Source organism: Enterobacter cloacae complex sp. GYL001, from assembly GCF_049237125.1.
In the GTDB taxonomy this organism is placed as follows: domain Bacteria; phylum Pseudomonadota; class Gammaproteobacteria; order Enterobacterales; family Enterobacteriaceae; genus Enterobacter; species Enterobacter hormaechei_C.
Genome location: NZ_JBMKGW010000002.1, coordinates 128,873 through 142,502, shown reverse-complemented (window position 1 = coordinate 142,502; position 13,630 = coordinate 128,873). Strand labels below are relative to the sequence as shown.

Below are 13,630 nucleotides of genomic sequence, written 5' to 3'. Positions count from 1 at the left end.
TTTTATTTAACTGCTGAAGTGTACAAGTGAAACGAAACGAAAGATAGCGACACATTTGCCAGCGTCTGATGTGGAATTCACACGACTAAGGACTGAGTTATGCCACAAACCACTATCGCCACCACCGGCACCTGGACCGAAAAAGAGATCCGCCAGCAGCCAGCCAGCTGGCTTCGCTCGCTCAACAATATTGATAATCTGCGCGCGTCGATCGACAGTTTTCTGACGCCACTGTTGCGCAAGCCCGATCTGCGGATCGTTCTGACCGGCGCGGGTACGTCTGCTTTTATCGGCGACATCATTGCGCCATGGCTTGCCAGCCACACGGGGAAAAACATCACCGCGATACCTACGACCGATCTGGTCACCAACCCGATGGATTATTTCAGCCCTTCGCACCCGCTGCTGCTGGTCTCTTTCGCCCGTTCTGGCAATAGCCCGGAGAGCGTCGCCGCCGTTGAGCTGGCGAATCAGTTTGTACCGGAGTGCTACCACCTGTCGATCACCTGTAATGAAGCAGGCAGCCTGTACCAGAATGCCGTCGACAGCGATAACGCCTGCGCTCTGCTCATGCCAGCCGAAACGCACGATCGCGGGTTCGCGATGACAAGCAGCATCACCACCATGATGGCGAGCTGCCTGGCGGTATTCGCACCGGAAACGATCAACAGCAAAACGTTCCGCGACGTGTCCGATCGCTGTCAGGCGATCCTCACATCGCTTGGCGATTTCAGTCCCGGCGTCTTTGGTAACGAACCGTGGAAACGCATTGTTTATCTGGGCAGCGGTGGATTACAGGGCGCCGCACGGGAGTCTGCGCTGAAGGTGCTGGAGCTGACCGCCGGCAAGCTGGCGGCATTCTACGATTCGCCCACGGGTTTCCGTCACGGGCCTAAGTCGCTGGTAGACAACGAAACGCTGGTCGTCGTGTTTGTCTCCAGCCATCCGTATACGCGTCAGTACGATCGGGATCTGCTCGCCGAGCTGCGACGCGATCGTCAGGCTATGCGCGTGGTAGCCATTGCAGCCGAAACGGATCCGGTCATTGAAGCTGGCCCGCATATCCTGCTGCCGCCTTCACGTTCATTTAACGATATGGAGCAGGCGTTCTGCTTCCTGATGTACGCCCAGGTCTTCGCACTGACCCAGTCTCTGCACGTTGGCAATACGCCGGATACGCCATCCGCCAGCGGTACGGTTAACCGTGTGGTCCAGGGCGTCGTTATTCATCCGTGGCAGGCTTAAGAGGACAGGCTCATGAGTATTATTTCTACTAAATATCTTTTGCAGGACGCACAGGCGAAGGGCTATGCCGTTCCGGCCTTTAACATCCATAACGCCGAGACGATCCAGGCGATCCTCGAAGTCTGTAGCGAAATGCGATCGCCGGTGATCCTCGCGGGTACGCCGGGGACGTTTAAACATATTGCGCTGGAAGAGATCTACGCCTTGTGCAGCGCATATTCTCTGACTTATGACATGCCGCTGGCGCTACACCTCGATCACCACGAATCGCTGGACGACATTCGCCGCAAAGTCCATGCCGGCGTACGTAGCGCAATGATCGACGGTAGCCATTACCCCTTCGAACAAAACGTCAAGCTGGTGAAATCGGTCGTCGATTTCTGCCACCTCAACGACTGTAGCGTCGAGGCCGAACTGGGCCGACTGGGCGGAGTGGAAGATGACATGAGCGTCGACGCCGAAAGCGCGTTCCTGACCGACCCGCAGGAAGCAAAACGCTTTGTCGAACTAACAGGCGTGGACAGCCTCGCCGTTGCCATCGGTACCGCGCACGGTCTTTATACCAAACGCCCAAAAATCGACTTCCAGCGGCTGGCCGAGATCCGCGAGGTAGTGACAGTGCCGCTGGTGCTGCACGGTGCGAGTGATGTGCCGGATGAGGATGTGCGCCGCACCATTGAGCTGGGCGTCTGCAAAGTTAACGTCGCAACAGAGCTGAAAATCGCCTTCTCTGACGCAGTCAAAGCCTGGTTTGCCGAGAACCCACAGGGCAACGATCCGCGCTTCTACATGCGCGTCGGCATGGATGCCATGAAAGAGGTGGTCAGAAGCAAAATCACCGTTTGCGGCTCGGCGAACCGGCTGCTGCTTGCGACTGAAGCCTGAACCCATCGCGCATAACGTTAGTACCTAAAAAAATAACTATAAGCCTCGCAAATATGAAGGCGCGTCCTTAAGCCGGACAGCGCCTTCCATTATCCTAAAAAACCGAGGAGTCCCTACATGACACAGGAAAAGTCGTTTAAATCGAAAGCGTGGGAGTTTTTCCAGAGCCTGGGAAAGACGTTTATGTTCCCGGTCTCACTGTTGGCCTTTATGGGGTTGTTGTTAGGTATCGGTAGTTCTGTCACCAGCCCTTCCACCATCAAAAGTTTTCCCTTTCTGGGCGGCGAGTTAACGCAGCTCACCTTTGGTTTTATCGCCATGGTCGGCGGCTTTGCTTTTACCTATCTGCCGCTGATGTTTGCCATGGCGATCCCGATGGGCCTTGCCAGACGTAATAAAGCGGTTGGCGCTTTTGCCGGATTCGTTGGCTACATGCTGATGAACATGAGCATCAACTACTACCTGACCGCCACCCACCAGCTTGCGGATGCCGCCACCATGAGACAGGTGGGACAATCCATTGTGCTTGGCATTCAAACGCTGGAGATGGGCGTGCTCGGCGGCATTGTGGTAGGGGTGATCACCTACTTCCTGCACGAACGCTTCCAGGACACGGTGCTGCACGACGCGTTTGCCTTCTTTAGCGGCATTCGTTTTGTGCCCATCATTACCGCCCTCACCCTGTCGCTGGTCGGCTTGTTTATCCCCCTGCTGTGGGAATATGTGGCAATGGGCATTGCCGGGATTGGTCATATCATCCAGAGCACCAGCGTCTTTGGGCCGTTCCTGTATGGCGTGGGCGTACTGCTGCTCAAACCTTTTGGCCTGCACCACATCCTGCTGGCGATGGTGCGCTTCACCCCGGCGGGTGGCATTGAGATGGTTAACGGCCAGGAAGTGGCCGGTGCGCTGAACATTTTCTACGCCGAGCTGAAAGCTGGCCTGCCGTTTAGCCCGCACGTTACGGCATTTTTATCGCAAGGGTTTATGCCGACCTTTATCTTCGGCCTGCCTGCCGTGGCTTACGCTATCTACCGCACCGCGCGCCCGGAAAACCGTCCGGTGATTAAAGGGCTGCTGCTTTCAGGCGTGCTGGTTTCAGTTGTCACGGGTATTTCAGAGCCGATTGAGTTCCTGTTCCTGTTTATTGCCCCTGTGCTTTACGCGTTTCATATCGTTATGTCTGGCCTGGCGCTGATGGTGATGGCGCTGCTCGGCGTCACCATCGGCAACACCGACGGCGGCATTCTGGATCTGCTGATCTTCGGCGTCATGCAGGGGATGTCGACCAAATGGTATCTGCTGTTCCCGGTGGGTATTGCCTGGTTTGCTATCTACTTCTTCGTCTTCCGCTGGTACATCCTCAGGCACGATATTAAAACGCCGGGCCGTGAGGTTGACGCGCAGGGTGCGCTCCAGGCGGTGGAAGCCAATACCCGGGCACGTGGAAAATCGAAATACGATCATGGGCTTATTCTTCGCGCGCTTGGCGGTAAAGAGAATATTGAGTCGCTCGACAACTGCATTACCCGCTTACGTCTGGTGGTAAAAGATATGGGGCTTATCGACCAGCAGGCGCTGAAGGCCGCGGGCGCCTTGTCAGTAGTGGTGCTTGATGCCCACAGCGTTCAGGTGATCATCGGTCCGCAGGTGCAGAGCGTCAAATCCGGCATTGAAGCCTTAATTTAACAGGGGGTCGTTGTGTTTGATTTCGACAGAATCATTGAGCGTAAAAGCGATAAATGCCGTAAATGGGATCATACGTATGTGTGCTCGCGTTTCGGTGATGTCCCGGAGGGATTTATCCCGCTGTGGATAGCAGACATGGATTTCACCTCGCCACCCGCTGTGATTGAAGGCTTCCAGCGCATCGTGGAGCATGGCACCTTCGGTTACACCTGGTGCTTCGACGAATTCTACGATGCGGTCATCGCCTTCCAGCGCACCCGTCATCAGGTTGAGGTGCATAAGTCATGGATCACCCTGACCTACGGCACCGTTTCCACGCTGCACTATACGGTTCAGGCGTTCTGCAAACCCGGCGACTGCGTGATGATGAACACCCCGGTGTATGACCCGTTTGCGATGGCGACACAGCGACAGGGAGTGCAAGTACTTGCTAACCCGCTAAGTGTGGAAAATAACCGTTATCAACTTGATTTTAATCGGGTGGAAGAGCAGCTACGAACACACCGCCCCACCCTGTGGTTCTTCTGCTCGCCGCATAACCCCTCGGGGCGAATCTGGCGCGCGGATGAGATACGCCAGGTGTCCGATCTCTGTAAGCGCTACGGCACGATTCTGGTGGTTGATGAGGTTCACGCCGAGCACATTCTGGACGGTACATTCGTCAGCTGTCTGACTTCGGGCTGTGCCGCCCAGGACAACCTGATTGTGCTGACCTCCCCCAATAAAGCGTTCAACCTTGGCGGGTTAAAAACATCCTACTCGATAATTCCAGACGATTCGCTACGCCAGCGTTTCCGCCAGCAGTTGGAGAAGAACTCCATTACCTCGCCCAATATCTTCGGCGTGTGGGGAATTATTCTGGCTTATCAGCAAGGTCTGCCATGGCTCGACGCGCTGAATGGTTATCTGCGTGGCAATGCCCGCTACCTTGCGGATGCCATCCAGACCCACTTCCCTGCATGGAAGATGATGAACCCGGAGTCGTCGTATCTCGCCTGGATAGACGTCAGTGCGGACGATCGCAGTGCGACGGCGCTAACTCAACATTTCGCAAAACAGGCTGGCGTGGTCATTGAAGATGGCAGCCACTACGTACAAAACGGCGAAAACTACCTGCGTATTAACTTCGGCACCCAGCGCTACTGGCTGGAACAGTCCATCAACCGAATGCTGAAGCATTACTGATAAGGATCTTACCCCGATGAAAAAAATGCTCACTCTCTCGCTGCTGGCTCTCTGCGTTTCTCATGGCGCGGCGGCAGCAAACTACGCGCTCAGTAACGACAATATTGCCCTTTCGTTTGATGATGCAAATGCAACGGTAGTGGTAACGGACAGCAAAGCTAACCATCCGCTCACGCCCCAGGAGTTGTTCTTTCTGACGCTACCGGATGAAACAAAAATCCACACCGCTGATTTCAAAATCAAGCACGTCGAAAAGCAGGACAATGCGATAGTCATCGACTTTACGCATCCGGATTTTATCGTAACGGTGAAACTGAACCTGGTGAAGGGAAAATACGCCAGCATTGGCTACACCATCGCCGCCGTCGGGCAGCCGCGGGACGTAGCGAAAATTACCTTCTTCCCGACGAAGAAGCAGTCTCAGGCACCTTACGTTGACGGGGCGATTAACAGCTCGCCAATCGTGGCCGACTCGTTCTTCATCCTGCCAGACAAACCGATTGTGAATACTTACGCTTATGAAGCCACCACGAACCTCAACGTGGAGCTGAAAACGCCAATTCTGCCTGAGACACCGGTTAGTTTTACCACCTGGTTCGGCACTTTCCCGGAAACTAATCAGCTGCGCCGCAGCGTAAACCAGTTTATCGATGCCGTGCGTCCGCGGCCTTATAAGCCTTACCTGCACTACAACAGCTGGATGGACATCGGCTTCTTTACCCCTTACTCCGAGCAGGATGTCATTGGGCGGATGGACGAATGGAATAAAGAATTTATTGCCGGACGCGGGGTGGCGCTGGACGCGTTCCTGCTGGACGATGGCTGGGACGATCGCACCGGACGCTGGCTGTTTGGCCCGGCATTCAGCAACGGTTTTGGCAAAGTCAGGGAAAAAGCCGACAGCCTGCATAGCTCGGTTGGGCTGTGGCTTTCTCCGTGGGGCGGATACAACAAGCCGCGCGATATTCGCGTCTCGCATGCAAAAGAGTATGGTTTCGAAACCGTAGACGGCAAGCTGGCGCTGTCGGGGCCGAACTATTTTAAAAACTTTAACGATCAGATCATCAAGCTGATCAAAAACGAGCATATTACCTCGTTCAAGCTCGACGGAATGGGTAACGCCAATTCGCATATCAAGGGCAGCCCATTTGCATCGGATTTTGACGCGTCCATTGCCCTGCTGCACAACATGCGCAGCGCAAATCCGAACCTGTTTATCAACCTGACCACCGGCACCGACGCCAGCCCGTCCTGGCTGTTCTATGCTGATTCAATCTGGCGTCAGGGCGATGATATCAACCTGTACGGCCCCGGCACGCCAGTGCAGCAGTGGATGACCTACCGCGATGCCGAAACCTGGCGATCCATCGTGCGTAAAGGTCCGCTGTTCCCGCTGAACTCACTGATGTACCACGGGATCGTCAGCGCAGAGAACGCTTACTATGGACTCGAGAAAGTGCAAACAGACAGCGATTTTGCCGATCAGGTCTGGAGCTACTTCGCAACCGGAACTCAGCTTCAGGAGCTGTACATTACGCCGTCCATGCTGAATAAGGCGAAGTGGGATACCCTGGCGCAGGCGGCGAAATGGTCGCGTGAGAATGCCAGCGTGCTGGTGGATACTCACTGGATTGGCGGAGACCCAACTTCGCTTGAGGTTTACGGCTGGGCCTCATGGAGTAAAGACAAAGCGATTTTTGGCTTACGCAACCCATCGGATAAGCCGCAACGTTACTACCTGGATTTAACCAAAGATTTTGAGATCCCGGCAGGAGAGCGTTCGCAGTTTACCCTGAAAGCCGTGTACGGCAGTAATTCGACCGTACCAGAGGAGTATAAAAACGCTGTGGTGATTACGCTGCAACCGCTGGAAACGCTGGTGTTTGAGGCGATGCCGGGGAAATAAAAAGTGTTCAACTGGCAGGTTAAGCCATGACCTGCCAGCTTCCCCCTTTCCTTGCCCCAAGGCGTTTTAATTTACCTTTTGTTTGCAAAGAACGGAGATAACGTTCCGCGGTGCGGGACGTCACGCCCAATACAGAGGCCAACATCACCGCAGTCATTTGCGGTTGAACGGTAAGCAACTCAAGGATAGTGTGTTCCTTTTCCGACAATTCTTCCGACATTTTTTCCGACATGGCGGATGTCATATTGATGCCTTCCCGCAAAGCTTCGGCCAAATTTTGCAACATAAACGCCACGAATGCCGTGCAGTCACTGGCCCGATCGCATTGTCCTAAAATCTGATAATAGCGCGCTTGCTGGAAGTGAATGAGTGTTTCAACGGGCAGCCATGCAAGTTCTGCACGCCACTGGCTTAAGATCAACGTTTGCCACAGCCGCCCCATTCGGCCATTTCCATCCGAAAAGGGATGAATAAATTCAAACTCGTAGTGAAATACCGAACTGGCAATCAGCGGGTGAAGATCGGTTTGCTTAAGCCAGGAAAGAAGATCGTCGATAAGGCGGTTCATCTGTGAGGCTGGCGGAGCCATGTGGACTAACTGGTTTCCACGGTTCACCCCTACGTCCCCATTTCTGAGCTTTCCGGGATGATCGACCAGACCCATCATTAATAATCGGTGTGCACTGAGTAAGTCGTTGAGCTTCCAGGGCTTCCATTCGGGCAGTTTCTCATATGCCAGGATAGCATTGCGTACTTCCTGAATATCTTTTTCAGGTGCAAGCACGCGTTTGCCATCCATGATTGCCGTCACCTGCCCTGTCGTCAGCGAGTTGTGCTCAATGGCTAGCGATGCCTGGATGGTTCGAATACGGTTCTCTTTACGCAGGAGTGGCGAAGTTCTGCCTGAATGTGCCGCCCAATGCCCCAATAGTTCACCAATCTCAACCACCTGATTGAGGATAAAGGGTGTGATGGTGAAGGGAGGCTGATAGCGGCTCATTTGGCTTACTCCCCCTGCTGCTCCAGCGCATATTTATACAGCGCATTTTTCTTCACGCCGTGGATCTCCGCCGCCAGCGCCGCCGCTTTTTTCAGAGGAAGTTCAGCCTGTAGCAGGGCCAGCGTACGCAGCGCATCGGCAGGCAGAGCGTCTTCCTGCGCTTTGTGGCCTTCGACAATCAGCACCATTTCGCCCTTGCGGCGGTTTTCGTCTTCTTTCACCCACGCCAGCAGTTCGCCGACCGGCGCACCGTGAATGGTTTCCCACGTTTTGGTCAGCTCGCGCGCCAGCACCACGTAGCGCCCTTCGCCCCAGACGGTCACCATATCCTCCAGGCTTTCCAGCAGACGGTGAGTGGATTCGTAGAAGATCAACGTACGCGGTTCAGCTTCCAGATCCTTTAACACATCGCGACGGCCTTTGGATTTAGCAGGCAGGAAGCCTTCGTAGCAGAAACGATCGGACGGCAGACCCGCAGCGCTTAACGCCGCAATCGCCGCGCACGGCCCCGGCAGCGGCACAACGCGGATGCCTGCTTCCCGGCAGGTGCGCACCAGATGGTAACCCGGATCGTTGATCAGCGGCGTTCCCGCGTCGGACACCAACGCGATGTTCTGCCCTTCCTTAAGCTTCGCCACAAGCGTTTCGGCTTTTTGTTGCTCATTGTGATCGTGCAGGGCAAACAAACGGGCGTTGATGGCAAAGTGTTGTAGCAGTAAACCGGTATGACGGGTGTCTTCAGCCGCAATTAAATCAACAGCTTGCAATACGGTGAGCGCACGTTGGGTAATATCAGACAAATTCCCGATAGGAGTAGGTACAATATAAAGCTGGCCTTGAGAATTATCTGCCGTTTCGTGTTGTTTCATTGTTTCGTCCGTATTGCCGATTTAATATTGAGCATTGCGTAAAAAAATCACTGGATACAGTATGGTACCGTTAACGTTTCTTCGAAAAAAAGCCGCGCACAGCGTGCCCCTCCTGCTGGCAGCCCTGATCTTTACCGGCTGCGGCACCCAGGCACCTGACCAGAGCACTGCTCATATGCAGGGATCCGCTCAGGCTGATTCTGGCTTTTATCTGCAACAAATGTCGCAGAGTACAAATGATACCAGGATCAACTGGCAATTACTCGCCATTCGTGCACTGCTGAAAGAAGGGAAAACCCAGCAGGCCGCCGAGCTGTTCAGCCAGCTGCCGCAGGATCTTAACGACACTCAGCGCCATGAGCAGACGCTGCTGTCGGCAGAACTGAAGGTCGCGCAAAAAGATTACGACGGCGCGAAGAAGATCCTCGGCACCATCGATCTCAGCGCGCTGGATAAAAACCAGCAGGCCCGTTTCTGGCAGGCCGGTATCACCGCTGAGCAGGGTCGCCCTTCCCTGACGCTACTCCGCGCGCTGATTGCCCAGGAGCCTCTGCTCGCGGGTGCGGACAAGCAAAAAAATATTGACGCAACCTGGCAGGCGCTCGCCTCCATGACCCAGGATCAGGCCAAGGCGCTGGTAATCAACGCCGATGAAAATGTCCTGCAAGGCTGGCTGGATCTGCAACAGATGTGGTTCAACAACCGCAGCGATCCGAACATGCTGAAAGCTGGCATTACCGACTGGCAAAAGCGTTACCCGCAAAACCCGGGAGCGAAAATGCTGCCAACGCAGCTGGTGAACGTGCAAAACTTTAAGCCCGCCTCCACCAGCAAAATCGCCCTGCTGCTGCCGTTAAACGGTCAGGCTGCGGTGTTTGGTCGCGCCATTCAGCAAGGTTTTGAAGCCGCGAAAAACGGCACCACCGCCGTCAGCGGCAGCGCGGTTCCGGCGCAGGCTGCACAGGCGGCGAATGTGAATGACGTTGTCAGCCCGTCCGCCGCCGAAACCAGCGACCTGACCACCGCGCAAACCCCTGCGCAGGGCACCATGCAGAATCCGGTTACCGCCCCAACGACGCAGCCTGCTACCCCAGCGCCTGCGGCAACACAGGCCCCGGCTGAAACACCGGCGCCCGCGACGGCAGAACAACCTCAGCCGCAAACCGCGCAGCCGGAACAGCAGCCAGCAACCCAGCCGCAGGCTGTGGCCACCACCAGCGCTAATCCTGGTGCAGAGTTGAAAATCTACGACACCAGCGCCCAGCCGCTTGACCAGGTGCTGGCGCAGGTTCAGCAGGACGGGGCCAGCATCGTTGTCGGCCCGCTGTTGAAAAACAACGTGGAAGCGCTGATGAAGAGCAACACCACGCTGAACGTGCTGGCGCTTAACCAGCCTGAGCAGGTTCAGAACCGCGCCAATATCTGTTACTTCGCCCTCTCTCCGGAGGATGAAGCCCGCGATGCGGCCCGCCATATTCACGAGCAGGGCAAGCAGGCGCCGCTGCTGCTGATCCCACGCAGCACGCTGGGCGATCGCGTTGCCAACGCGTTTGCGCAAGAGTGGCAGACCCTTGGCGGTGGCGTGGTGTTGCAGCAGAAATTTGGCTCAGCTTCCGAACTGAGAGCGGGCGTGAACGGCGGGGCAGGTATTGCCCTCAACGGTAGCCCGGTATCCGCCAGCCTGCCGCAGCAGCAGAGCGTCACCATCGGCGGTCTGACGATCCCGGCGCCACCTACCGACGCGCAAATCAGCGGCGGCGGTAAAGTGGATTCGGCGTACATCGTCGCTACGCCGGAAGAGATCGCCTTTATCAAACCGATGATCGCCATGCGTAACGGCAGCCAGAGCGGTGCAACGCTCTACGCCAGCTCACGCAGCGCACAGGGTACCGCAGGCCCGGATTTCCGTCTGGAAATGGAAGGACTGCAATACAGCGAGATCCCCATGCTGGCAGGCAGCAACCCGCAGTTGATGCAGCAGGCGCTGGGCGCGGTGCGCAATGACTATTCCCTGGCGCGTCTGTACGCGATGGGCGTCGATGCCTGGGCGCTGGCAAACCACTTCACCCAGATGCGTCAGGTACCGGGCTTCGAGCTTAACGGGAATACCGGCGATCTGACCGCCGATCAGGATTGTGTGATTAACAGGAAGTTATCATGGCTCAAATACCAGCAGGGGCAGATTGTCCCGGCCAGTTAAGCCGTAAACAGACCGGCGACGCGTGGGAGTTAAAGGCGCGTCGCTGGCTTGAAGGCAAAGGACTGCGCTTTGTCGCCGCCAACGTTCGCGGGCGCGGCGGCGAGATTGACCTGATCATGAAAGACGGTCAGACCATCGTGTTTGTTGAAGTTCGCTTCCGACAGTCGTCCCGTTTTGGCGGTGCTGCCGCCAGCGTGACGCTCGCCAAACAACAAAAATTATTACAGACTGCCCACTTGTGGCTTGCCCGCCATAATGGGAGTTTTGATACTGTGGATTGCCGTTTCGATGTGGTAGCCTTCACCGGAAATGCGATCGACTGGCTTAAAAACGCGTTTGGCGAAGACGCATAAATAAGATTTTAAAGGGATACCGTGCTCGAACGAATTAAAGTGTGCTTCACAGAAAGCATTCAAACGCAGATTGCCGCGGCGGAAGCCCTCCCGGACGCGATCTCGCGTGCAGCGATGACGCTGGTTCAGTCGCTGCTCAACGGCAACAAAATCCTCTGTTGTGGCAATGGCACGTCCGCCGCCAACGCACAGCATTTTGCTGCCAGCATGATCAATCGCTTCGAAACCGAGCGCCCGAGTTTACCTGCCATTGCACTAAACACCGATAACGTGGTCTTAACTGCGATTGCCAACGATCGTCTGCATGACGAAATCTACGCCAAGCAGGTGCGCGCCTTAGGCCATGCCGGAGACGTGCTGCTGGCGATCTCCACGCGCGGTAACAGCCGGGATATCGTTAAAGCGGTTGAAGCGGCCGTGACCCGGGATATGACGATTGTCGCCCTGACCGGTTACGACGGCGGTGAGCTGGCTGGCCTGCTGGGGCCGCAGGATGTGGAGATCCGCATTCCTTCGCACCGTAGCGCCCGCATCCAGGAGATGCATATGCTCACGGTGAACTGCTTATGCGATCTGATCGATAACACGCTTTTCCCTCACCAGGATGATTAAGGAGTTCTCATGAAGGTTTTATCGGCCCTTGCAGTCGTGATGTCTGCATTACTGCTTCAGGGATGCATCGCTGCCGCTGTAGTCGGCACCGCAGCGGTCGGCACCAAAGCAGCGACCGATCCGCGCACCGTTGGGACGCAGGTGGATGACGGTACGCTTGAGCTGCGCGTAAACAGTGCGCTGTCGAAAGACGAGCAGATCAAGAAGGAAGCACGCATCAACGTGACGGCTTATCAGGGCAAAGTGCTGCTGGCAGGCCAGGCGCCAAATCCTGAACTCGCCTCGCGCGCCAAACAGATCGCGATGGGTGTGGAAGGCACGGCGGAAGTGTTTAACGAGATCCGCCAGGGCCAGCCGATTGGTCTCGGCACCGCGTCATCTGATACCTGGATCACCACCAAAGTGCGTTCCCAGCTGCTGGGTACCGACCAGGTGAAATCCTCAAACGTGAAAGTGACCACGGAGAACGGCGAAGTGTTCCTGCTGGGTCTGGTGACGGAACGTGAAGGGAAAGCGGCGGCGGATATCGCCAGCCGGGTGAGCGGCGTGAAACACGTCACCACCGCCTTTACTTACATTAAGTAATTCCCACCTGGCTACAGGCCCGGTAAGCGCTAGCGCCACCGGGCTTTTTTTCACACAAGCGCCATACTCCCCACAATCACTCCGCTTAACGCCACCAGCCCCGCAGTCAGCCACAGCGCTTTCGCCGGGAATGACTTACGCAGCATGATAAGCGACGGCAGGCTCACCGCCGGCAGCGTGATGAGCAGCGCCAGCGCCGGTGCGGTCCCCATACCGGCCATCATCATGGTCTGAATAATCGGGATCTCCGCCGCGGTTGGGATCACAAACAGGCACCCGGCCACCGCCATCGCAATCACCCACATCAGCGTGTTGTCGATAGCGCCATCCGCATGCGGGAACAGCCAGACACGCGCTGCCCCCAGCACCAGTACGGCCAGGATATAGACCGGAATGGTGCTCCAGAAAAGCTGCCACAGCGCTTTGCCCCAGCGAGCTAAGAAACTGCCCTGCGGCTCGCTGACGTCCAGCTCAACGGAGGCAGGCCCGGCCTCGTTGTCTTTCACCAGGTGCTGCACCAGCGTAGCGACAAGCACCACCGTCAGCAGGCCAGCCGCCAGACGGATAAACGCAAAATGCCAGCCGAGAACGAAGCCCATAAACACCAGCGTTGCCGGGTTCAGCAGGGGGTTACCCATCCAGAAGGCAAGCGCGCCGCCCATCGACACACGCTGTCGGCGCATACCCGCCGCCACCGGTGCGGCGCAGCAGGAGCACATCATGCCCGGCAGGGAGAAAATCGTCCCCAGCAGCGTGCCCTGCAAGCGCGGCTGTCCCAGGGTTTTCACCAGCCAGTTACGCGGGATAAGTACCTGAATCAGCGAGCCCAGCAATACGCCCAATACCGCCGCTTTCCAGACGGCAAGAAAATAGACCATGGCGTAATCCCACGCCGCGCGTAGCGGGCTGGAATCGGCCTGCGCGAGAATCGATTTACCGATGCTGTGGGTGTCGGCGGCGGTGAAGGCTTTACCGTAGTACGGCTGCCATTTCACATACCAGAGGCCAATGATGACCACGAGAAAGAAGAGTGCGGGCTTCCACCACTGAACAGGTGTTGCCGCCTGAGATGAAGACTGACCAGTCATACCATTCCCCGGA

12 protein-coding genes are annotated in these 13,630 nt (G+C 56.3%); 9 read left to right on the top strand and 3 right to left on the bottom strand.

The window, feature by feature from the left end:
- The first annotated feature begins 99 nt into the window (after nt 1-99).
- The 5 genes from ACOTWU_RS04760 to ACOTWU_RS04740 all read left to right on the top strand — a co-directional run bounded on the left by ACOTWU_RS04760 (nt 100) and on the right by ACOTWU_RS04740 (nt 6,910).
- A complete protein-coding gene (locus ACOTWU_RS04760) occupies nt 100-1,245 on the top strand; it encodes an SIS domain-containing protein (RefSeq protein ID WP_015571960.1) in 1,146 nt (381 codons plus the stop codon).
- 12 nt (nt 1,246-1,257) lie between these two features.
- Nucleotides 1,258-2,130 carry a tagatose-bisphosphate aldolase subunit KbaY gene (kbaY, locus tag ACOTWU_RS04755; RefSeq protein WP_032672044.1) on the top strand — a complete coding sequence of 291 codons (873 nt, stop codon included), beginning with the start codon at nt 1,258-1,260 and terminating at the stop codon, nt 2,128-2,130.
- Between the two features lie 117 nt (nt 2,131-2,247).
- Complete coding sequence (gene malX, locus ACOTWU_RS04750) at nt 2,248-3,819, top strand: maltose/glucose-specific PTS transporter subunit IIBC (protein WP_017382443.1); 1,572 nt, start codon at nt 2,248-2,250, stop codon at nt 3,817-3,819.
- Nucleotides 3,820-3,831: 12 nt separating this feature from the next.
- A complete protein-coding gene (locus ACOTWU_RS04745; protein WP_126499188.1) occupies nt 3,832-5,004 on the top strand; it encodes a MalY/PatB family protein in 1,173 nt (390 codons plus the stop codon).
- Nucleotides 5,005-5,020: 16 nt separating this feature from the next.
- Entirely contained in the window at nt 5,021-6,910 is a 1,890-nt protein-coding gene (locus tag ACOTWU_RS04740) for an enterotoxin (protein ID WP_047734742.1), read from the top strand.
- Nucleotides 6,911-6,929: 19 nt separating this feature from the next.
- Here ACOTWU_RS04740 and ACOTWU_RS04735 read toward each other — a convergent pair whose 3' ends face one another.
- Complete coding sequence (locus ACOTWU_RS04735; protein ID WP_126499189.1) at nt 6,930-7,910, bottom strand: Fic family protein; 981 nt, start codon at nt 7,908-7,910, stop codon at nt 6,930-6,932.
- A gap of 5 nt (nt 7,911-7,915) precedes the next feature.
- Nucleotides 7,916-8,779: a 16S rRNA (cytidine(1402)-2'-O)-methyltransferase gene (gene rsmI / locus ACOTWU_RS04730; RefSeq protein WP_000809144.1), complete on the bottom strand. Its 864-nt coding sequence runs from the start codon at nt 8,777-8,779 to the stop codon at nt 7,916-7,918.
- 61 nt (nt 8,780-8,840) lie between these two features.
- Between rsmI and ACOTWU_RS04725 the strand changes: the two genes are divergently transcribed.
- Genes ACOTWU_RS04725 through dolP form a run of 4 tightly spaced genes read left to right on the top strand, consistent with a single transcriptional unit; the run spans nt 8,841 to nt 12,529 of the window.
- The gene (locus ACOTWU_RS04725) at nt 8,841-10,979 is read left to right on the top strand and encodes a penicillin-binding protein activator (protein WP_126499190.1); all 2,139 of its coding nucleotides are present in this window, start codon (nt 8,841-8,843) and stop codon (nt 10,977-10,979) included.
- Entirely contained in the window at nt 10,937-11,332 is a 396-nt protein-coding gene (locus tag ACOTWU_RS04720; protein ID WP_017382447.1) for a YraN family protein, read from the top strand. The genes ACOTWU_RS04725 and ACOTWU_RS04720 overlap by 43 nt, the downstream gene beginning before the upstream one ends.
- A 21-nt stretch (nt 11,333-11,353) precedes the next feature.
- Nucleotides 11,354-11,944, top strand: coding sequence for a DnaA initiator-associating protein DiaA (gene diaA, locus ACOTWU_RS04715; protein WP_003861754.1), 591 nt, complete (start codon nt 11,354-11,356; stop codon nt 11,942-11,944).
- A 9-nt stretch (nt 11,945-11,953) separates the two neighbouring features.
- A complete protein-coding gene (dolP, locus tag ACOTWU_RS04710; RefSeq protein WP_006812102.1) occupies nt 11,954-12,529 on the top strand; it encodes a division/outer membrane stress-associated lipid-binding lipoprotein in 576 nt (191 codons plus the stop codon).
- A gap of 50 nt (nt 12,530-12,579) precedes the next feature.
- Here the strand turns inward: dolP and ACOTWU_RS04705 are convergent, their stop codons facing one another.
- Complete coding sequence (locus tag ACOTWU_RS04705) at nt 12,580-13,617, bottom strand: permease (protein ID WP_032649648.1); 1,038 nt, start codon at nt 13,615-13,617, stop codon at nt 12,580-12,582.
- Nucleotides 13,618-13,630: the final 13 nt, after the last annotated feature.